A 21,242-nucleotide genomic window follows, 5' to 3' on the forward strand; every position below is an offset into this window, starting at 1 on the left:
CCCTGCACCCCCCAGCCGCGGGGGTCGGGTCCGCCGCCCCCCCCGCCCCCCCCCGCCGGGCCCCCCGCGCCGGCGTCTGGGGGGCGCGGCCCGCACGGCTGGGCGGCACGCTCGAAACGCGGTCGCGACGCGGCGAAACCGTGCTGGCCCTGCATGTGCCCGCCGACGCAATTCCAGGAATGGCATGAACGGTTTTCCGCTCGCACTCACGTGAAAACGAGGAGATAGGCGGTTCGACATTGCCGCAGGCGACGAACCGCCTTGAGCCCGGCATAGCTAGTTTCAACGATATCGCGAGCCGGGCTTTCGCGGGATGCTGCAGGCTGGAGAGATTCCAGCGCAATCGGGTTGTGCCGGACACGATGGGATTGACATGGGCCGGAAAGAAACCACTGAACTCATCAAGAAGGGTAAGGAAAAGATCCTGCGCCTGGGAGCCCCGCTTGCCGTCTCGCAACCGATACATCGGATGCCGCCACGCAATCTCGCCCGTCCTCGGCAAGCTAATGGTCCACTAGTGGCCCTTCTGACCCGTCTTCTATGCGCGAGCGCGCTGGGGGCCGCCATGGCTGCACCGGTCCTGCTGACGTTCTCGCCATCTGTGGCACGGGCGGATGGCGGCGCGGGTGCTAGTGGCGCGGCCGGAGGGCAAGGATACACCGGCGCCAATGGAAGCGACAGTACAGGTACGGGCGGCGGTGGCGGCGGCGCCGCCGGCGGGGGTGACGGCGGAAAAGGTGGGGACGGTGCCCAAGGCGGAGCCGGAGGCGCCGGTGACCTCGGCAGCGGCACGACCACCGGCGATGGTGGCGCCGGCAGCGGCGTCTTTGGCAGTGGAGGGGGGGCGGAGCCGCCGGTGCCGATGGTGGAGGAGGTGGTGCAAGCGGCGTTGCCAGCGGCGCTTTCCTGACATTGAGCGGCTACGATGGACAAGGTGTTGCAGGCGGAAACCCGGGTGGCTCGGGGGGGGGCGGCGGGAGGTGGCGGGGGTGGCGGAGGCAACGGCAATGGGGCTGGCACTTCAGCGATCTCGATCGGTTCAACCGACCTGCTCCTGGGTGGCGGCGGCGGCGGTGGCGCTCTCGGCTATACTACAAGCAACAACGGCGCGCTGACGTTTGGCGGCGGCGGCGGCGGGGCCGGTGGCTATGGGGCTATCGTGACGGGCGGCGGCTTGCAAAACACCAACAGCGGGACGATCAGCGGCGGCGGCGGCGGTGGCGGCCCTGGCAGCAAGGCTGGCGCAGGAAATGGTGGTGATGGAGGCGTTGGCATCATCTTCACCAATGGCGGAGAAACCTTCACCAACAGCGGCACCGTTGCGGCCGGCGGCGGCGGTGGCGCCAGCTTCAGCTTCAGCGACGATATTCTAACCGCCGGGCCCGGAGGCAATGGCGGCGTTGGCGTGATCTTTGCCGGCGGCGGCGCCACCTTGATCAACAACGGCGTGATTCAAGGTGGCAATGGCGGCGGTGGGGGCGGCAGTGGGGTTGGAAGCACGGCCGTAGGCGGCTTCGGCGGTAATGGTATCGTCATGTCGGGTGGCGGCACGATCGAAAACCGCGGCACTATCCAAGGCGGTGCCGGGGGCTTTTCCGGCAGCAACAACGGATCCGCGAATCGCACAATTGGAGGATATGCCATTATCGGAGCCGGCCTGACCGTGACCAACAGCGGCACCATCGCCGCAGGTCCTGGGCGCCTCCCTAGCATCCAGTTCACCGGCGGCGTCAACGCGCTGGAACTGCGGGCAGGCTCGGTGATTACCGGCGCTGTGTGGGCGTTCAGCGCGGCCGACACGTTGAGGCTCGGCGGAAACGTCGACAGCAGCTTCGACGTCTCCACGATCGGGCGGCAATACCGGGATTTCGGCATCTACGAAAAGACCGGCACCGGCACATGGACCTTGAACGGCAGCACCAGTGAGGTGACGTCGTGGACCATCGGCCAGGGCACGTTGTCGGTGTGGTTGGACGCCCATCTCGGAGCCGCCTCGGGCGCCCTGACATTCGACGGCGGCGTGCTGCGGGTCATGAGCACTATGTTCACCGCCACCAGCCGCACGATCAACTGGGGCCCCGGGGGCGGCGGCTTCGACATCGCCGACAGCGCCAACAACTTCACCGTGAGCCAGGCACTGACGGGCCAAGGGGGGCTCACCAAGCTCGGCGCCGGAACCCTGACGCTGACCGGCATCAACACCTATTCCGGCGGCACCGTCGTCAACGGCGGCACGTTGAGGATCGGCGGCGACTGGGCGCTGGGCGATGTCTCGGGCGCCCTGACCTTGAACGGCGGCGCGCTGCAGGTGACGGGCAGTCCCCTCAATTTCACGCTGGAGCGCCAGGTAATCCTCGGCGCCAATGGCGGTACCTTCGATGTCGGCGCCGGCAAGAACCTGATCCTCGACGGCGTGGTTTCGGGTGACGGGCAACTCGCCAAGACCAGTTCCGGCACGCTGACGCTGAACAGCGCCAACAGCTATTCGGGCGGCACGGCGGTGCGCGGCGGCGGCCTTGTCGTGGCGGCGACAGGTGCGCTCGGCGACGGGCCGGTCACGATAAACTCGAACGGAAGCGGGGGATGGGCCAAGCTCTATTTCTCGGGCAACGACGCCGCCAATCCGGTCAGCGCCCAGGATCTCTCGATCACCGTCGGGTCAGGCGACCTCAACTTCCAGCGCAATGCGACGGCGGGCGCGGCCACCATCGTCCTGGCGAAGGACGGCTACGGCGGGCTCAATTTCAGCACTGGAACCGATGCCGGCACGGCCAGCATCACCAATCAGGGCGGCGGCTTCGTCGCCTTCACGGGGGCAAGCGCCGCCAACGCGACCATCGTCAATGACGGCCTGGGCATACCGTATTATTTCAGCCGGACAACCTTCGACGGCGATTATTCGAGCAATGTGTCTTCCTCCGCCGGAGAGGCCACGATAACCAACCGGAATGGCGGCTCGACCGTTTTTTACGGACATTCGGACGGCGGAACCGCGACGCTGGTCAACGAGGCCGGCGGCACGCTCGATTTCCAGGGATCGTCGCAGGCGCAGGACGCTACCGTCGTCAACGGCGCCGGCGGCAGCGTGCTGGTGCGCTTCCGGGACCAGGACTCGGTGCTCGATGTCGGCTCGCTGTCGGGCGACGGAGCCATACAAATCGACGATTCACAGCTTTCGCTCGGCGCGCTCGGTCATGACGACGTCATCGGCGGCGTGATTTCCGGAAACGGCTCCCTGACCAAGACCGGCACGGGCAAGCTGACGCTCAACGGACAGAACAGCTATGCGGGCCCGACCACCGTCGGCACGGGAACGCTGGTGGTGGGCGACGCCAGCCATGGCGACGCGAGCCTCGCCGGCGATGTCACGGTGGATTCCGGCGCGCGCCTTGGCGGAATTGGCACCATAGGCGGCAATGTCACCATCCTCGGCACGCATGGCGTCGGCAATTCCATCGGCGTCCAGACGGTCGGCGGCAACTATGTCAATCACGGCATATTCGAAGTCGAGGCGACCCCATCCGGCGCCGACAAGCTGATCGTCGGCGGCACGGTCGACATATCAGGCGCGACGCTCAACCTGGTCCTGACGCCGGCGACAGCCGAGAGCTGGAACCTGCGCAACGGGCCGTACACGATCATCCAGAACAATGGCGCGGCCGATGTCGCCGGCACCTTCGCCTCCGTCGGCAACCTCAACGACCTTCTCTTCCTCGACCATCTCATCAACTACAAGGGCGGCGACGGCAACGACATCACCCTCACCTTGGCGCGCAACGACGTTGCGGTCGCCAACGTCGCCACCACCGGCAACCAAATCGCGACCGCCGGAGCCCTCGACCGGCTGGGCGAAGGCAGTGCGCTTGCATGGGCCATGCTGCTGATGACCGACAAGGATGCCGCGCGCCTGGCGCTCGATGCCGCGTCGGGCGAGGTTCATGCCTCGGCCAAGGGGATGCTTATCGAGGACAGCCGCTTCGTCGCCGATGCCGCAACCGCCCGCGTCCGGGCGGCCATGGGCGACGTCACCGCTCCCGCCATGCCAGTGATGGCTTATGGCGAGGGCGGCCCGGAGCTGGTCGAGGCCGACACCAGCCGTTTCGTCGTGTGGGGGCAGGCTTTCGGCTCCTGGGGCACGGCGAGCGGCGACGGCAATGCCGCCGGCCTCGACCGCTCCACCGGCGGCTTCCTCGCCGGCGGCGACACCGCGATCGGCGAAGCCTGGCGGGTCGGCCTGCTGACCGGCTACAGCCACGCCAGTTTCGACGTCGACGATCGTGCCTCTTCCGGCTCCAGCGACACCTATCACATCGGCCTTTATGGCGGTGGACAGTGGGATGGCCTGGGCCTGCGCGGCGGCGTCGCCTACAGCTGGAATCGGATCGACACCAGCCGCAACGTCGTCGTTCCAGGCTTCGCCGATGCGCTGACGGCGAAGTACGATGCCGGCACCGCGCAGGTCTTCGGCGAGGCCGGCTATCGCGTCGAGACGCGCATGGCTGCCTTCGAGCCCTTCGCCAGTCTCGCCTATATCAACCTGCACACCGACGGCTTCGCGGAAAAGGGTGGCGCCGCGGCGCTCACATCCGCGGCCTCGACCACCGAGACCACCTTCACCACGCTCGGCTTGCGTGCCACGGCGGGCTTCGACCTCGGCGGGGTGCAGGCAACCGCGCAGGGTACGCTAGGCTGGCGTCATGCCTTCGGCGACACCACGCCGACTACGGACATGGCCTTCGCCGGTGGCGACCTCTTCACCATTGCCGGCGTGCCGATCGCCAAGGATACAGCCATTGTCGGGGCCGGGCTCGATTTCCGGATCGCCGACAGAACCACGCTGGGGATCAGCTACTCCGGCCAGTTCGGGACGAAAGCGGCCGATCAGGGCGTTCGCGCCACGATGGAAGTGCGGTTCTGATTTTACGGCTTGCGCGTCAGCCTTCGGCAGGAACCGCTTTCGGCTTGCCCTCGCCATCCAGCGCCACCATGACGAAATCGGCATGGGTGACCTTTTCCATCAGGTCGGAGAGGTAGCGCTGCGCCCAGGCCTCGACCTTGAGCGTCATCGACGTGCGGCCGACACGCTCGACATGGGTGTAGATGCACAGCGTGTCGCCGATCTTCATCGCCTTGGCGAAGGACATCTCTTTCACCGCAGCCGTCACCACGCGGCCCTTGGCGCGCTCGGCGGCACGGATGCCGCAGGCCAGGTCCATCTGCGCCATCACCCAGCCGCCGAAAATGTCGCCGGCCGCATTGGCATCCGAAGGCATGGCCAGGGTGCGCAGCGTCAGATCGCCAAGCGGCCGTCCTTCAGCGTAGTGCACCATGGGAGAATTCCTTCGAGACCGGCCGCCCTCGATCCCGTATCGTCACGGCGCCCGAAGGTCAACGCGCCACGACATGGCCACAGGCTCCGAACTGACAAAAGACCTGCGACTGCCGGGTCGCGGTGTCGGCAGCTTTTTTGCCGGCAGCTTTTCACGATAGGAATTTTTTCTAGACTCAGTGACCTCAGCTATGGTACATTTTTGCCTATGGTGCTGATTTGCGCCAGTGACCCGCCGCACAGGCGGGTTTTTCGTTTGATGCACCGTCAGCCAACGCCCGGCGAAGGCTCCGTTAACCCGAGTTGGTGGGCTCTGGCATGGCGATGGGTGGAAGACGGCAATTCGCATCACCCGGCGAAGGTCGATCAGAAATAGCGCCTGAGGTTCGTGCGAATACGATCGAGCACGCTGTCCCCGGAAAGGTCTGGAGAAAATTCCTTGCCGGTGATCGCCTCATAGGCCTGCGCATAGACCCGCGAAGCCTGTTCGACGATCTCGTCGGGTATCTCTGGAATCGGGTCCTTGTAAGGATCGCATCTGGCCGAGACCCAGGAGCGGATGAAATCCTTGTCAAAACTCTCCGGCCGGCTGCCGCTGGCGAGCGCCTGTCCGTAGCTCGATGCGATCCAGTACCGGCTGCTGTCCGGGGTGTGGATTTCATCGGCAAGAATGATGGTCCCGTCCTTGTCGGTGCCGAATTCGTACTTCGTGTCGGCGAGGATCAGGCCGCGTTCGGCGGCGCGCTGCTGGCCGCGGGCGAACAGCCGCAAGGCGTAGTCCGATACGGTATCCCACTGCGCCTGCGTGAGAAGACCCTGCTCGAGAATCTCCGCTTTGGACAGCGGTTCGTCATGGCCGCCATGCGCGGCCTTGCTGGTCGGCGTGATGATCGGCTCCGCCAGTCTTTCATTGTCGCGCAGGCCGTCCGGCAGGCGGATGCCGTACATGTCGCGGTCACCGCGCTTGTAGCGCGTCAGGATCGAGGTGCTGGTGGTGCCCGCCAGATAACCGCGCACGACGATCTCGATCGGCAGGATGTCGAGCCTTGTGCCGACGACGACGTTCGGGTCGGGGTATTCGAGAACATGGTTCGGGCAGATGTCGGCGGTTTCCTCGAACCAGTAACGCGCCGTCTGAGTAAGGATCTCGCCCTTGTAGGGGATCGACGTCAGGATGGTGTCGAAGGCACTGAGCCGGTCGGTGGCGATGATGATGCGCCGGCCATCCGCAAGGTCGTAGTTCTCGCGGACCTTGCCGCTGTAGTGGCCCGGCAGTTCGGGAATGAACGCGTCAGGAAGGGTCCGCATATGATTTCCTGCCTTCCGCAGAGTGGCCGATCCCATCGCATAAGCTGTCGCCCCGGTGCATATCAAGCGCGATTGTCGGGAATCCCCGTAAACTAGGCCAGTTCGGCGGTCGCTTTTTTCACAACTGATGCCGGATGGCGCGGCGACTTCGGAATGCCGTCGCGTCTAGGCTGCAGCCAATTTTCCGGAGCCGCCCGCATCATCATGCAGACCTATGATTTCATCATCGTCGGCTCCGGCTCGGCCGGCTCGGTCCTGGCCGAAAAACTCTCGGCCTCGGGACGCTTCTCGGTGCTGGTGCTGGAGGCCGGCGGCACAGACCGCCGCTTCTACGTCCAGATGCCGCTCGGCTACGGCAAGACCTTCTTCGATCCCGACGTCAACTGGAACTACAAGGCCGAGCCGGACCCGGGCCTCGCCGGCAATGCCGACCACTGGCCGCGCGGCAAACTGCTCGGCGGTTCGAGCTCGATCAATGCCATGGTCTGGATCAGGGGCGCGCGTGAGGATTTCGATGCCTGGGCAGCCGCCGGCAATCCTGGCTGGGGCTATGACGATCTGCTGCCCACCTTCAAGGCGCTCGAGGACAACCAGGCCGGTGCCGACACATGGCGCGGCACGGGCGGCCCGCTGCATGTCACCGACTGTTCGGACGCCGTCCACCCGCTGACCAAGCGCTATCTCGCCGCCGGCCAGCAGGCCGGCATGCCGCTCAACCCGGATTTCAATGGCGCCGTCCAGGAAGGCGTCGGCATCTACCAGATCTCGACCCGCAACGGCCGCCGCATGTCGGCGGCGCGCGCCTTCCTGCGCCCGGCGATGAAGCGCGGGAATGTCCGCGTCGAGATGAAGGCGCTGGCGACAAAAATCCTGTTCGAGGGCAAGCGTGCCGTCGGCGTCGAATACCAGCAGAACGGCGAGATGAAGACGGCGCGTGCCGGCCGCGAAGTCATCCTGTCAGGCGGTTCGATCAACTCGCCGCAATTGCTGCAGCTGTCCGGCGTGGGGCCGTGCGCCCTGCTCAAAGGCCTGGGCATTCCCGTCGTCCATGCCAACGAAAATGTCGGCGCGCATCTGCAGGACCATGTCGGCATCAACTACACCTTCAGGGGCCGGCTGCCGACGCTCAACCAGACGCTGCGTCCCTGGTGGGGCAAGCTGCTGGTCGGCATGCAGTACATCCTGACCCGCTCCGGCCCGCTGTCGCTGTCGATGAACAATGCCGGCGGCTTCTTCCGCACCGACCCTGCGGCGACGCGGCCCAACATGCAGCTCTATTTCCAGGCCTTCTCGACCGTCATTCCCAAGAGCGGCGAGCGCCCGATCCTGACGCCGGACCCATGGCCGGGCTTTTCCATCGGCCTGTCCAACTGCCGGCCGTCGAGCCGTGGAGAGATCATGATCCGCTCGGCCAACCCACGCGACTACCCCAGGATAACGGCCAATGCCTACTCCACCAATGCCGATGTCGAGGAGATGCTGTCAGCGGTGAAATTCGTGCGCAAGATCGCCTCGATGCCCGCCATGGCCGAGATCATCGAGGAAGAGGTCCTGCCCGGTCCCTCGATCACCTCCGATGCCGATCTGGTCCAGGATTTCCGGAAGCGCTCGGGCACCGTCTATCATCCGGTCTCGACCTGCCGCATGGGGCCGGATCCCGCGCGCGCCGTCGTCGACCCGCGTCTCAAGGTGCATGGTCTCGAAGGCTTGCGCGTCATCGATGCCTCGATCTTTCCCGACAACATCACCGGCAACACCAACGCCGCCTCGATCATGACGGGTTGGAAGGGCGCCGAACTGGTTCTGGAGGACCAAGAATGAAGATCACCGACGTCAAGACCTGGGTTGTCGGCAATCCGCCGCCCGGCATCGGCGGCAAGTATTTCATCTTCGTCAAGCTGACCACCGATGGCGGCGTCGTCGGCTATGGCGAGGCCTACAACGCCACCTTCTCGGCCCATGTTACCGCCCGGATGGTCGAGGACATGGCCGAGCGCTATCTCATCGGCCGCGATCCGCACGACATCGAGAATTTCTTCCGCCGCGCCTATTCCTCCGGCTTCACCCAGCGCCCCGATCTGTCCGGCATGGGCTGCCTCTCGGCGCTGGAAATGGCCTGCTGGGACATCATCGGCAAGGAAGCCGACAAGCCGGTCTATAAACTGCTCGGCGGCCAGGTGCACGAAACGCTGCGTTCCTACACCTATCTCTATCCGCACAGCGGCAGCGTCCATTCCGAGGATGCGCACGGCAAGAACGTCTACAACGATCCAGATCTCGCCGCTGCCTGTGCGCTCGAATATGTCGAGCAGGGTTTCAATGCCGTCAAGCTCGACCCCGCCGGCCCCTACACCGCCTTCGACGGTCATCAGCCGCGCCTCGTCGATATCGACCTGTCCACCCGCATGATCAAGGCGATCCGCGAGGCGGTCGGCACCCGCGCCGACATCCTGTTCGGCACGCACGGCCAGTTCACCGCGTCTGGCGCGCTGCGCATGGCGCGCGCCATCGAACCCTATGATCCCTTGTGGTTCGAGGAGCCGGTGCCGCCTGATATGCCCGAGGTGATGGCGCAGGTCGCCCGCGGCACCTCGATCCCGATCGCAACAGGCGAGCGGCTGACGACCAAGTTCGAGTTCGCCCGCGTCATCGAGAACCGCGCAGCGACCATCCTGCAGCCGGATCTCGGCCGCTCCGGCGGCATTCTCGAAACCAAGAAGATCGCCGCCATGGCCGAGGCCTACCACATCCAGGTCGCCCCGCATTGCTATTGCGGGCCGATCGTCGGTGCCGCCAACATCCAGCTGGCGGTAACGCTGCCCAATTTCCTCATCCTGGAATCCTTGAAGCAGTGGGACGGTTTTCACGCCACGCTGCTTACGAAGAAGATCGAGTGGCAGGACGGCAAAATCATCCCGTCGAAGGAGCCCGGCCTCGGCGTCGAGCTCAACGAAGCGGTCTGCGACGCGCACCCCTATACGGGCAAGGACCTGCATCTGCAGATGATGCAGACGCCGTTGATGCCGTGAGGTGTGAAGACTTCTTGGCAATACCGCCTGCAGAAGCCCCCTCACCCAGCCTCCGCTTTGCTCGGCTGACCTCTCCCCGAGGGGAGAGGAGACCGTCGGCGCCGAAGCGGTCGGATGAGGGGGCCTTTGGCGCACGCTTACCGGACCGCACATTAGCCGAGGACAAGTCATGAGCGACCGGCAAAGCTACGCCTTCATCGGTCTTGGCCACCTCGGCGGCAACCTTGCCGCCAGCCTGATCCGCAACGGCTTTGCCGTCACCGCCTTCGACCGTGATCCCGCCGCCGTGGGGCGCCGGGGGGGGGGCGGGGCCACAGCGGCAAGCAGCCCCGCCGAGGCCGCCGCACGGGCCGGCAACGCCATCTCCTGCCTGCCCTCTCCGAAGGTCAGCGAAGCCGTGCTGGCGGGCGCCGATGGTCTGCTGGAGGGCCTGCCCACAGGCGGCACCTGGATCGAGATGTCGACCAACGGCCGCGACGAGATTCTCCGCCTCGCGGCCCTCGCCTCGGCCAAAGGCATCGAGACCCTGGAATGCCCGGTCACCGGCGGCGTGCATCTGGCGGCGGCCGGAAAGATCACCGCGCTGGTCGGCGGCGATCCAGCGCTCTATGCGCGCCATCGCCCGGCAATCGAAGCGATGTGCGCGAAATCGTTCCTGATGGGGCCGGTCGGCTCGGCGGCGGTGATCAAGGTGATCACCAACATGCTCGCCTTCATCCATCTCGTTGCCGCCGGCGAAGCGCTGATGCTGGCCAAAAAGGGCGGGCTTGACCTCGCCCAATCCTACCACGCCATATCAGCCTCCTCCGGCAACAGCTTCGTCCACGAGACCGAAAGCCAGCTCATCCTCAACGGCTCCTACGACATCGGCTTCACCATGGACCTGGCGCTGAAGGACCTCGGCTTCGCGCTCGCCATGGGCGAACAGTCCGGCGTGCCGCTTGAGCTGGCATCGCGCGTCAACGCGATTTTTCAGCAAGGCAAGGCCGCCTATGGCGGCAGCGCCTGGTCGACCCACATCGTCAAATTGCTCGAAGATATCGTCGGCACTGACCTGCGCGCGCCGGGCTTCCCGGCCAAACTCGAACTCTGACGCCGGCTGGATATCAAGCGATTTCAGTGCGTTGGCTGGATTGGCGGATTCATTTGAATCAATCCGTTAACAGCTTGATTCAGTATCTGAGCGTCAACGCACCCGGCAGGATCTCGAAGGTCGCGGGTATGCGTCCCGGCGACTCGCCGTCTACGTCGACCAGCGCGCCGTTCTTTTCGGCATCGCCGAGCGGTTCGACCACGACTTTCCTGCCGCGCAGGATGGTGATCGCAGGATGATTGCGATGCCGGCCGCCATAGAGCAGCCGGATGTCCCAGATCAGCTTCAGCTTGCCGGCCGCGCGCAGGATGACGATGTCGAACTGCCCGTCTGTGAACTCGGCGTCCGGCGCGATCATCATGCCGCCGCCGAAGAACTTTCCGTTTGCCACCGCCACCAGCGCCATGCGCGCTTCGACGGGGACGCCGTCGTCGACCGTTATCCTGACCTCCTGGAAGCGGTAGCGGATGAACTCGACCACGGTGCGCCACAGGAACAGCGCCTTGGCCGACATCCTGCCCTTGCGCTTGTCGGCATTAACGGCGCGGTCAGTGGCGCCGGAAAGCCCCAGGCTGGCGATGTTGATGAAATGCCGGCTGGCCAGCGCGCCGTGATCGTCGACGTAGCAGATGCGTCCGGCATCGACCTTGCGGGGCTTGGCTTCGGCGATCCGCTTCAGCACGGCATCGACCTTTTTCGGCAGACCTAGCCCACGCGCGAAATCGATGCCGGTGCCGCATGGCAAGAGCCCAAGCTCGGTGGTCCGGCCACTTTCCCTGGACGCTTGCAGCAGCCCGTCGGCCACTTCGCTGGCGGTGCCGTCGCCGCCGGCCGCGATCACCAGGTCGAAGCCAATCATCGCGAGATCGATTGCCAGCCTTTCGGCGTCACCTTCCGCCTGCGTTTCGCGCAGCTCGAATTCGCCAAAATGCTTTTTCAGCGACACGGCGACATCAGGCCAATGCCGTTTCAGCCGGCCGCCACCGGCAATCGGGTTGAGAACCACTCCGACTTTCAAGCAACCCTCCCGCAAGGATCGAGGCGCTCGGCGCCTCGAATCCTTGCCGGCATTGAAGACTGCACCCGCCCGCAGAGCAAGGCCGAATGTCCGCCGATGACGCCATCGTGGCGGACAGGAAAAATTTCGTTATCCCAGCTTGATCCCCGATAATCCCGTTATCCACAGGCCTCCGGCCATTCCCCAGGACCCTTGCCCGGCGTAGGTTAAACCCATCTCAGGCGGCTACCGGTCATCAAGCCGAAAGGCGAAGTGAAGGCGGATTTCCTGAGGCCCGTACGGCCCGAAGCGAGAGCAGGCTTGCCTGTTTCGAGGGACGGAGCCGAGACCTACGGGGCCGCGGAAAGCGTGCCAACGCCGACGGCGGACCGATGCTGCCATGAAGGACGGCAAAAACCTTCGATGGTGCGCAGGGCAAAGCCCGCAAGGGTGGAAACCGGCGTGGTCCCGAACGGACGCTGCTCTCGGGCGGCGGACTGGCAGGACCGTCAAAATCAAGGCCGGCAAGGCGCGACGACTTTACGGAAGTTGCTGCCGCGACCGTGTCCTGATCTGACAGGGAGGCGCTGGGAGAAATCCCGGCGCCGACTGTCTTTTTGCCCTCGATATCTTTCGCCGGCGATCTCGCGGGCGCCGCTTCACCGCGCGCCAAAATCGGTTAGTATCCCAGCCTCAGAGTCTGTTTTCAGGCGGACTCTTCGAGGGGGATACTTCATGACGCTCATCCAGAAGCTTGCCGTCGCCTATGCCTTCCTGTTCTTCGGCGTCGTCGCCATTGGCTACATACCCGCGTTCAATGACGCTGGCGGCAATCTGTTCGGTCTGTTTTCGCTGCAATGGTATGACGACCTGCTGCACGCCTTCTCCGGCGTCTGGGCGCTGGCCGCCGCCTTCATCTCGCACCGCCAGGCGGTGTTCTATTTCAAGCTGTTCGGTTCGGTCTACCTGTTCGATGGCGTGCTCGGTCTGGTCACCGGTTCCGGCTGCCTCGATGCCGGTATCTTCATCAACGGCTTCCGCTCCCTCAACGATATCGAATTCCCGGCCCGCTTCTTCGCCAACCTGCCGCACCTGGTCATCGGTGGCTTCGCCGTCTATGTCGGCTTCCGGCTGGCCAGGCGCATACACGAACACTTCGCCACGGCCTGATCTGGCATGTTCCTGTTCCGCTGGCTGAAGCGCATCATCAAGACGATCCTGTGGGTGATCGTCCTCGTCATCCTCATCCCGATCGCCGGGCTGAGCTACGGCTTTCTGACGACGTCGTCGCTCGACAAGACGCCGCTGCCCGGAATTGCCGATGGCGCGCCGCCCAAGGCGCTGGCCGACAAGGTCCGCGCCGAGATCCCCTTCTACCAGCGGCCGGAGGAATCGACCTTCCTCACCTATCCGGAATGGGCGATCGTCTACGCCGCGCGCGAATATGCCGGCTTCGTCGACAAGGACCAGCCGAGCGGCTTTCCCTACTGGTCCTATGTCGGCCGCTTCTGGCAGGACTACGCCATGGTCATCCGCGCCAGTTCTGCCTACAAGTTCAACTACGCCAACCACCAGATGCTGGTCATCATCGGCACCAGCCACTCGATCGAGCATATATTGCAGTGGGCCTATGAGAACACGGTCGGCCGCATCACCGAGGCGACGACGGCCAAGCGCACCGCCGCCGACATCTATCAGGCCAAGCTGGCGGCGGACTATGCAGGGTTTCTCGACCAGGTGCCCTGGTATCAGTTCCCCTATGCCGAGAAGCGCGCCGGCCTGTTTGCCGTGCAGCCGGCGCCGGGAGACAGCTCGATCCGGACCAGCGAACGCAAGCTGGCGTTCGGCCTCGCCGACACCATCAAGCAGGGCTATGCCGACCTGATCACCAAGGCGCTCGCCGCGACGATGGACCCTGCCTTGCTCGACGTCCATGTCTGGGCCAAGGGACCCGTCGGCGAAGCCACCCGCAACGAGCCCGACACCTTGCTCGAACGCGACATGGGCGCTGACGGCACCATCTTCGTCACCAGGCGCTATCAGGTCTTCACCGAAATGATCCCGCGCCTGATCGACAAGGGCGTCTCCTTCGTCGAGATCGGCGGCAATGACGAGATCATGGTCACGGTGCTCTCCACCGATACGATCGCCATCCCTGAAGGCATGCGCATCCTGTTCAGCTATCCGCTCCCGGCCGATCAATCCACGCGCCGCACCGGGCTGACCGTCGCCGTGCGCAAGCTGCATCTCGTGCTGCCGGCGCTGATCAAGGCTGGCGCCAGGCTTGAACACGTCTACGACTACTGAGGCCTTTCGGCCACGCCCGGCCAGGATTATGCATTTCCTGGGCTCCGCCACGCCCATTCCACAATCGCGGCCAAATCCCGCCTTGTTCGCGCGCGAAGGAATGGGAAGAAATGGATGGGTTGCCGGGGGCATCTCGAAGGGACAAGACCGTGATCAAGACCGCCCTTGTCGCTATGACCATTGTCGGCTGCGACTGCGACGCCAAGCTTTGCGAATATATCGGCGAGACGCCGGCCAAGTGGTCGACCGTCGCCGAGTGCGAAGCGGCGATGAAGAGCCAGATGCTGCACGAGCGCAATTTCAACTATCCGCTCGTCTCCGGCATTTGCCGCACGAAGGGTTCGTCGTCCTCCTCGCAACTGGCCGCGACCGCGTCGCGCCCGGAGCTGAAGCCGGCCAGCCGCGTTGTCAGAACCGAAAGCCCGCTACCGCCTGAATTGAGCCACCGGCCGAGCGTCTCGGTCGGTTCGCCGACGACGGCCATGGAAGCCGACGCCGCCCGGCCCGTCGCCTATGAACAGGTGGTCGATGGCGGAACCGGCGTGCTCTATCGCACCAAGAACGGCTACGCCGTGGTCAAGACCGATCTCGGCCGCGCCGCCTCGGCGACCGCCGATGCCGCGAAACGCTCCGTGAACTGGCTGGCCGGCTTGGTGCCAAAGGGGCTGTAGTCCTGCTAGCGTCTCGGTTTGACGACCGCTTAATCAGGCAGGCACATAGGTCAACCTGATTACGTCATCGCCGATCAAATCGCTGGCCACAAAGCGAAGCGGCGGCCGGGGGCCGGCGAAGAATGGCTTGCCATGACCGAGCACGAACGGGTGGAGGTAGAGTTGATATTCATCGATAAGACCAAGGTCGGTCAGGCTTCGTGCCAGGTTTGGTCCGGAAACTGAAATCTCCCCGACGAGCTCAGCCTTAAGCCCACCTATCACCGCCTCACGTCGTCCCCGACAAGTGTGGCGTTGGGGCCGAGCGACTTCAGAGAGCGCGACACAACCCACTTCGGTTGGCTCCGCCACGCCGCCGCGAATTCGTGCGCCTCCGCGCTCCATTCAGGACTGTCTTCGTCCCAATAACGCATGACCTCGTACATGCCGCGACCGTAAACACTGCCGCTCAAATTGCGCACTTGCTCTATCCAGTGACGAAAGATTGTCGGGCCTGACGGCATTTTCTGGTGGTCGACATAGCCGTCGAGGGACTGGTTCATTCTGAAAATGAGCTTCGCCATGCTGCAGGATCTCCAACATCCGGATCGTCAGAATAACTTGAGCCGCCGTTATGCAAAAGTATGGATTCCCCCCCGAAACCCAAACTGAGAGACGAGCCTAGTCCCGCTGCAGCTTGACTTTCAGGCTCTGCCAGAACTTGTCGATAAGCGGCTTTTCGGTCGCTGCATCCTCGCCGGCAACGCGGGTGATGAACAGCAGCCCCCGATCGGCCAGGCCGAAGCCGACGATCTCGAAATCGGCGGTGTCGGTGCGTGTCTTCACCTCGGCGCGAATCCCGGTCAATTCCTTGCCGTCGGCGAGTTTGCGCGTCGTCGGCTCCTGCGTCAGCTTGGCGCCGGCCTGCACCGATTCCTTGGTCATCTCCTGCAGCATCAGCTGGTTGAGCGACACCGGGTTCATCGTGCCATATTCCTGCACGACGACGATCGTGCCGAGAGCCGACGCCATCAGATACTGCGTGATATCATCGCCGAGATCGGTCTTGGTCACCGAAATGCTGCTGGGGTGAACGAAGGAGAAAACGCTGCCGGAAAAGGTGGCGAAGTCGTTGCGCTCGAGCGTCACCTTGCTGTGCTTACCGCCGGGTAGCGTCACATCAGTGCTCTCGCCGGGATCGATATCGATCGTTACCCCGTCGATGGTCAGCTTGAAGGCTTTGAGATCCTCGCCCCCGGCCGGTCCAGCGCACAGCGCGATGAGGGTGAATGCCGCCGCCGATACCATGCGCATGGCTGTTCTCCTGCTTCTTATGCCACCCCGCTCAGCGCCTTGATGGCACGGTAGAAGGTCGAGGAAAACAGTTCCGTAGGGTCATACTGCCGCTTCGCCGCCAGGAAGGCCGGCAGTTCGGGATAGGAGGCCAGCAATTCCCTGGCCGTATAATGCAGCTGGTAAGGCAGGAAGAAGCGCCCGCCATGCTTGATCGTCACGTCGATCAGCGCCCGCGTCAGCGCGCGCATCCTGGCATTGCCGTCGGCATCGGTCGGCTGGTTGATGTAGAGCACTAGCGAATAGGCTGGCTCCGGCGCGTAGGTCAGCGCCACATCCTCCTTGTGGACGATGCGCACCGAAGCATTGAGCACCGGCAGCGTCTGGTTGCGCAGGATCTCGCGCGCTTCCGCGATGAATTCGACATAGGCGGCACGTGGAATAAAATATTCGTGCAGGATGTCGGTCTCTTCTATTTGATCGTTGAAGAGATAGGGCACCGAATCATGCATCGGGTTGTTGCGGGTGACGAGACAGGCCTCGCCCTCGGCCATGGCCGAAGTACGCGCCACCGTGCAGCTTTCGAATTTCGGCTCCAGCGTCTTTTCGGTGAACCACTTCAACTCCTGGAACAGGCTGCCCCATTTCGCCAGGTTGATGATCACCCGCTTCAACCCGACTGAACCCGGCTCGCCGATCTCAGGCTGATCCGCCGGCGGCTGCTCCGCCACCTTGTCGTAACGGTAGACGATCATATCCTCGAGGAAATTGCCGGGCGCCGTCGACAGATGGCCGTAGAACAGGCCGATATTCTTGTTCGGCTCCAGCACCTCGGCGAAGAATTTCGGAAAATCGTCCGATCTGATGATTTCGCGCGAGGTCCGGTAGACGGCGTTTTCGACGATATCGAGCGTCGCCTCCAGCACCACGCCGAACAGGCCATAGCCGCCGACGACGTGGCGGAACAGATCGGTGTTCTCGGTGGGCGAGCAGGTCGTCACCGAGCCGTCGGCCAGCATCACTCGCATCGAGCGGATCGAGCCCGCCACCGACCCTGCCTGGTGGTCCATACCGTGCGCATTGACCGACAGCGAGCCGCCGACCGAGAAGATGTCGGTCGACTGCATCGCCTTCACCGCAAAGCGCGGATGCAGAAGGTTCTGGATGTCGTGCCAGCGCGCGCCCGGCTGCAAGGTCATGGTCTTCGCCGCCGCATCCACGGTCACATTGTTGAACTTTCTGAGGTCGAGTACCAGCGCGTTGTCGTCGAAGGCATGCCCGCCCATCGAATGGCGGATGGCGGCCAGTGAGACTTTCAGGCCATTGGCACGCGCGAAGGCCAGCGCATTGGCGATGTGCTCGTCCTCGCTGACCTCGACGACGCCGTAGACCGGCGTCATCGACAGGCCGCTGGCATCGTTGATGTCGCCGCCTTTTGCCGACCAGGGCAGCGACGCATCGAAGGCCGGCGCATTGTCCAGCGGCTTCAAAGGCAACGCGAAGCCGTCGATATCGGCTATCCGTCCGGCGTTCTTCGGCCCCGAAGGCGCGCGCGCCAGCCGCGCCACGGTGTTGCCGCCCCACAGCACCGCGCCACCTAGGACAGCCGCACCCAGCAGCAATCGCCGCGACAGGCGAAACCCTTTTTGTTCGTCGGCCATGAATATCCCCCGTTGGCCAAGGGATAGCGCGGCTTTTTGGCAAAAACCATAGCGATGCCGCCGGACAGCGTTCCGCCGGCCGGCCCTGGGGTCCAGCCGGAAGACCTCATCCAGGTCGCCCGGCATCGAGGGGCGAGGCATGAAAATGGCCGATCCCCGGAGGGACCGGCCATGAGTGGAACAGGGTTTGAAAAATCCGGTCAGCAGGTCTGCCGACGCACGATGCTCTCGCGTTACGAGGCCTTCTTGATCGACGTCACGATGCCGGTCTTGTCATCGACAGTCACCGCCACCTTGGCGCCGACCTTCAATTTCCCGATCGTCGCTTCCGGTGACAGCTGGTAGATCTTGCCGTCGTCGAGGGTGATCGACTTGGTCGTCGGGTCGACGGCCTGGATCGTGCCCTGAACGGTCGCGGCATAGGCCGTGCCGAGGAAGGCGAGCAGAGCGGCGGTGGTTGCGAGGGTCTTCTTCATGGGGTGCACTCCGTGCTGTTTCACTTTTCCGGGCCGCCTTGGGAAACGACAGCACCGGACGGCCTTAAACTGGAACGGAAGCGCTCGCTCCGCAAATCACGTTGGGTGAATTTTTGCAAACAATATCATAGGCTTAATTCCGACACATTGTCTGCGACCGAGATCATTTCAGGCCGCTTCGGCTCCCCCAATGAGCGGACTTCTGTCCGCGAAAAGAGTCGTTTAGCCGGATTGTGGCGGGCGGTTTCGATCACGGCGCGGCCGCCGCAATCCGTCTCAAGCGGCATCACGAAACAGACTGCCGACCGGTCATCGATACACATTTTGTTTCATGGATCAGCTCAACTCGCCGCTCCGAAGTGGATGAAACTCGCGCTCCGGTTGCAAATCGGGAACGGATGCAGGATGGTGCGCCGTTACGATGAAAGGGGGCCTTCCATGAAACTTGCAGTCCGGACCGCGATGTCCCTGATGCTGGCGCTTGCGCCGGGGTCCGCCTGTGCGCAAGGCGCGGATCCGGGCGATGACAAGACGATTATGTTTACCGAGGACGATCCCGAGATGGCGGCAGCGACAGCGCAGGCGCTCGCCAGCCTGGATGAATTCCTGGCACTGTCCGAGGCTCCTTCCTCCGACACCGACAGGTTCAAATTGAAGGTCAAGGTGCGCGACGGCAACGTCAGCGAGCACTTCTGGGTCATCCCGTTCCGCCGCACTGAAACAGGCTTTGTCGGCATATTGGCGAACCAGCCGGAGCAAGTGCGTAATGTGGTCCTCGGGCAGAATATAGAATTCACCCGAAACGATATTTCCGACTGGGGCTATATGCGCGCCGGCCATCAGGTCGGCAGCTTCACCGTCTGCGTTATGTTCAACAAAATGTCGAAAGAGGAGGCGGACACCATGCGCGACCAATACGGCTTTGACTGCTGACAGCGAGGCCCAACTAATCGATCTCGTCCTTCGCGCCGATCTTGCGCACAAGTGCCGCCGTCGCCAGCATCGCGCCGATGTCCGATATCATCGGCGCGACATGCGTGGTGTAATCGAGCGGCACCGAAATATCCGGCAGCTCGAAGAAGTTCTTCGTCTGCGGCAGCAGCAGGAACCCATCGCTGCCATTGAGCGCGACACGGGCCGGATCGTCCGGCCAGGTTTCGCCAAGCCATTTCAGCGCCTGCGCCAGCCGGCCGCTCACCAGTGGCTGTGCCGCCCCGAGATTGTCGGTGCGGAACTCGTACGCGGCGTCGAGCGCCACGTCGCCACTGGACAGCTCCTGCAGCTTGCTGGCGAATATGCCGCGAAAGAAACTGATGACCGCGTTGGTCCGGCGCGTCGCCACCAATATGCCGGGGAACGGCGCGATGGTCTCGAAGGCGACGATGACGCCCTGAAAGGCCGTCGACGAGCCCTTGCCCGACCCTTCCCGCAGATGCGCCTCGTAGAGCTCGAACGGAAACCCTTCGTAGCGGCCCGCGACGATGTCGTCGAACGCCTGCCGGTTGAACGGACCAACCGCCGTGCGCGGCAACCGGTCGAATGAATTCGGCGTCACGCCATGCTGGTAGCGCATGTCGGCGATGAAGCCGAAGATGATCGGCAACAGCGTCTCGCGGAACGATTGCTGCAGCCGCGTCGCCGGTTTCCTGGCCTGGAAATAGAGCAGGATCGAAGCCGCGAAGCCGATGACATACAGGAACACATGCGGCGTCGAGACCCATTGCTCGTTGGGGTCGGCGACCTTGTTGAACAGCCAGGCGACCAGCACCACGGCCACCAGCACCAGGCCGACGAACACCGGCACCCGCCAGCGCACCTGCCTGACCGCCGACGCCCTCGCCGCTTCATAGGCCGCGATGTCTTTCCGGATGCCGGCGATGACCGTTTCGCTCGGCATGAAATCCGCTGTTTCCACCGCTATCCCCCGCAATCCTGCCTCTGCGGGAGCATGATAGTCGGTTTTGCAGGGGCCGCCAGACGTTTAAGCGGGTACGCCTTGATCGGTTGGTGGAGAAGGGAAGATCGCTTTCAGTCGCCCCTCGACCTTGTCACGCACTCGGCCCTCCAAAGCCTCCACCAACACCAGCCGCTCATGGTCGCCGGCGCGCAGGCGCATGAAGGGATGCAGCCGGTAAGACGCGATCGTCCCGCGCGTACCGGCATCGGCACTGACATCGACAGTGAGGATAGAACCGATGCGACCCGGCCATGGCTGGCGGGCGAAGGCGGTGCCGAGGAAATCGCCAAGTCCATAAGCGACCACCGTCTTGTCGATCCTTTCCACCGGCTGCACGACATGGGCGTGATGGCCGGCGATCAGTCCGACGCCCTGCCCGGCCAGCCGCCTGGCCAGCGCCCGCGTCTCGGCACGCGGAAAATGCCGGAACTCCCAGTCCCAATGCGGCACGGCGCAGAGAAGATCCAAGCCAGCGCGCGGCCAGCCCGTCGGATCGCTGTCCATCGAAACGCGCCCCGCAAACAGTTTTTCATCGGCGTTGCGCCACAGCGTGAATGCGGCGAAGCCGATATCAAGCGGTCCGACCTGGACAGGCACCACCGGGCCATTGGCGGCCAGGCCGACCGTGCGGATGCCGAGCCGCTGCAACGCCGCCACCGTCTCGTCGAAACCGGCGACGCCCTGATCCAGCACATGGTTGTTGGCCAGCGACAGCACGAGCCTTTCTCGCGCAATACCAACCGCCGCCAGCGCCTCGGCCAGAAACAACTCGCTCATCGCATGATGCGTGCCGAGCCTTGTGCCCAGCGCCGCGCTTGGTCTGTCCACCACGGGGCTTTCGCAATTGCCGATCACCAGATCGGCAGCGCCGAGCAGCGCCTTGATCGCCGGATCGCAATCCGGCGCGCTGCGGTTGGCCACCGCCGAGATGTCCCCGACAAAGGCAAGCCGCATTGTCTGCCTCGGCGGCGGATCCATAAGCGTCCCAGCCATCAGCGCAAAGTCTTGCACATCGCCGGCCAGAGACGGCTTCAAGAAACGCGGCAGCCAGGACAGTTTGTAGGAAAACGGATAATTCGACACGCGATGCCCAATTGTTTGCCCTGTGTAGACCGTCCGGCGGGCGGGTTGAAGCGCAGCGC

General features: G+C 64.0%; 16 protein-coding genes and 1 pseudogene. 8 read left to right on the forward strand and 9 right to left on the reverse strand.

Features of this window, described 5'->3' with window-relative positions; all coding sequences use genetic code 11:
- Nucleotides 1-925 precede the first annotated feature (925 nt).
- Nucleotides 926-4,918, forward strand: coding sequence for an autotransporter domain-containing protein (locus tag NKH95_RS13205; RefSeq protein WP_352891722.1), 3,993 nt, complete (start codon nt 926-928; stop codon nt 4,916-4,918).
- 16 nt (nt 4,919-4,934) lie between these two features.
- On the opposite strand, the gene NKH95_RS13210 is transcribed toward NKH95_RS13205, so the two are convergent.
- Nucleotides 4,935-5,330, reverse strand: coding sequence for an acyl-CoA thioesterase (locus NKH95_RS13210; protein WP_024504171.1), 396 nt, complete (start codon nt 5,328-5,330; stop codon nt 4,935-4,937).
- Between the two features lie 365 nt (nt 5,331-5,695).
- The gene (locus NKH95_RS13215; RefSeq protein ID WP_352891724.1) at nt 5,696-6,637 is read right to left on the reverse strand and encodes a phosphoribosylaminoimidazolesuccinocarboxamide synthase; all 942 of its coding nucleotides are present in this window, start codon (nt 6,635-6,637) and stop codon (nt 5,696-5,698) included.
- Between the two features lie 204 nt (nt 6,638-6,841).
- Between NKH95_RS13215 and NKH95_RS13220 the strand changes: the two genes are divergently transcribed.
- The 3 genes from NKH95_RS13220 to NKH95_RS13230 all read left to right on the forward strand — a co-directional run bounded on the left by NKH95_RS13220 (nt 6,842) and on the right by NKH95_RS13230 (nt 10,759).
- On the forward strand, nt 6,842-8,458 hold the full coding sequence (locus NKH95_RS13220) for a GMC family oxidoreductase (protein ID WP_352891801.1): 1,617 nt from the start codon (nt 6,842-6,844) through the stop codon (nt 8,456-8,458).
- The gene (locus NKH95_RS13225) at nt 8,455-9,666 is read left to right on the forward strand and encodes a mandelate racemase/muconate lactonizing enzyme family protein (protein ID WP_352891725.1); all 1,212 of its coding nucleotides are present in this window, start codon (nt 8,455-8,457) and stop codon (nt 9,664-9,666) included. Before NKH95_RS13220 ends, NKH95_RS13225 begins: the two co-directional genes overlap by 4 nt.
- Nucleotides 9,667-9,835: 169 nt before the next feature.
- Nucleotides 9,836-10,759, forward strand: a complete 924-nt coding sequence (locus NKH95_RS13230; protein WP_352891727.1) for an NAD(P)-dependent oxidoreductase — start codon at nt 9,836-9,838, stop codon at nt 10,757-10,759.
- Nucleotides 10,760-10,838: 79 nt separating this feature from the next.
- Here the strand turns inward: NKH95_RS13230 and NKH95_RS13235 are convergent, their stop codons facing one another.
- A complete protein-coding gene (locus tag NKH95_RS13235) occupies nt 10,839-11,777 on the reverse strand; it encodes a diacylglycerol/lipid kinase family protein (protein ID WP_352891729.1) in 939 nt (312 codons plus the stop codon).
- Nucleotides 11,778-12,491: 714 nt separating this feature from the next.
- Here NKH95_RS13235 and NKH95_RS13240 point away from each other — a divergent pair.
- The 3 genes from NKH95_RS13240 (at nt 12,492) to NKH95_RS13250 (ending at nt 14,734) form a co-directional block, all read left to right on the forward strand.
- A complete protein-coding gene (locus NKH95_RS13240) occupies nt 12,492-12,926 on the forward strand; it encodes a hypothetical protein (RefSeq protein ID WP_127294990.1) in 435 nt (144 codons plus the stop codon).
- A 6-nt stretch (nt 12,927-12,932) separates the two neighbouring features.
- Nucleotides 12,933-14,063, forward strand: a complete 1,131-nt coding sequence (locus NKH95_RS13245; protein WP_352440389.1) for a hypothetical protein — start codon at nt 12,933-12,935, stop codon at nt 14,061-14,063.
- A gap of 149 nt (nt 14,064-14,212) precedes the next feature.
- Nucleotides 14,213-14,734, forward strand: coding sequence for a hypothetical protein (locus NKH95_RS13250; protein WP_023809774.1), 522 nt, complete (start codon nt 14,213-14,215; stop codon nt 14,732-14,734).
- 33 nt (nt 14,735-14,767) lie between these two features.
- Here NKH95_RS13250 and NKH95_RS13255 read toward each other — a convergent pair.
- The 4 genes and pseudogenes from NKH95_RS13255 to NKH95_RS13270 form a co-directional block, all read right to left on the reverse strand.
- Nucleotides 14,768-15,297, reverse strand: a pseudogene (locus tag NKH95_RS13255) (dihydrofolate reductase family protein).
- Between the two features lie 97 nt (nt 15,298-15,394).
- A complete protein-coding gene (locus tag NKH95_RS13260) occupies nt 15,395-16,027 on the reverse strand; it encodes a hypothetical protein (RefSeq protein ID WP_352610454.1) in 633 nt (210 codons plus the stop codon).
- 17 nt (nt 16,028-16,044) lie between these two features.
- Entirely contained in the window at nt 16,045-17,667 is a 1,623-nt protein-coding gene (locus NKH95_RS13265; protein WP_352752058.1) for an FAD-binding oxidoreductase, read from the reverse strand.
- Between the two features lie 233 nt (nt 17,668-17,900).
- Nucleotides 17,901-18,143 (reverse strand): DUF1344 domain-containing protein, encoded by a 243-nt coding sequence (locus NKH95_RS13270; protein WP_013530037.1) that lies wholly within the window; start codon nt 18,141-18,143, stop codon nt 17,901-17,903.
- Between the two features lie 12 nt (nt 18,144-18,155).
- Here NKH95_RS13270 and NKH95_RS13275 point away from each other — a divergent pair, with 12 nt between their 5' ends.
- Complete coding sequence (locus NKH95_RS13275; protein ID WP_352440385.1) at nt 18,156-19,076, forward strand: YegJ family protein; 921 nt, start codon at nt 18,156-18,158, stop codon at nt 19,074-19,076.
- A gap of 13 nt (nt 19,077-19,089) precedes the next feature.
- Here the strand turns inward: NKH95_RS13275 and NKH95_RS13280 are convergent, their stop codons facing one another.
- Together NKH95_RS13280 and NKH95_RS13285 are read right to left on the reverse strand one after the other, a co-directional pair.
- Nucleotides 19,090-20,040, reverse strand: a complete 951-nt coding sequence (locus tag NKH95_RS13280) for a hypothetical protein (protein ID WP_352796031.1) — start codon at nt 20,038-20,040, stop codon at nt 19,090-19,092.
- 84 nt (nt 20,041-20,124) lie between these two features.
- Complete coding sequence (locus NKH95_RS13285; protein WP_023809780.1) at nt 20,125-21,183, reverse strand: CapA family protein; 1,059 nt, start codon at nt 21,181-21,183, stop codon at nt 20,125-20,127.
- Nucleotides 21,184-21,242 lie beyond the last annotated feature (59 nt).

Origin of the sequence: Mesorhizobium sp. M0848 (genome assembly GCF_040319805.1) — a bacterium.
GTDB lineage: Bacteria > Pseudomonadota > Alphaproteobacteria > Rhizobiales > Rhizobiaceae > Mesorhizobium.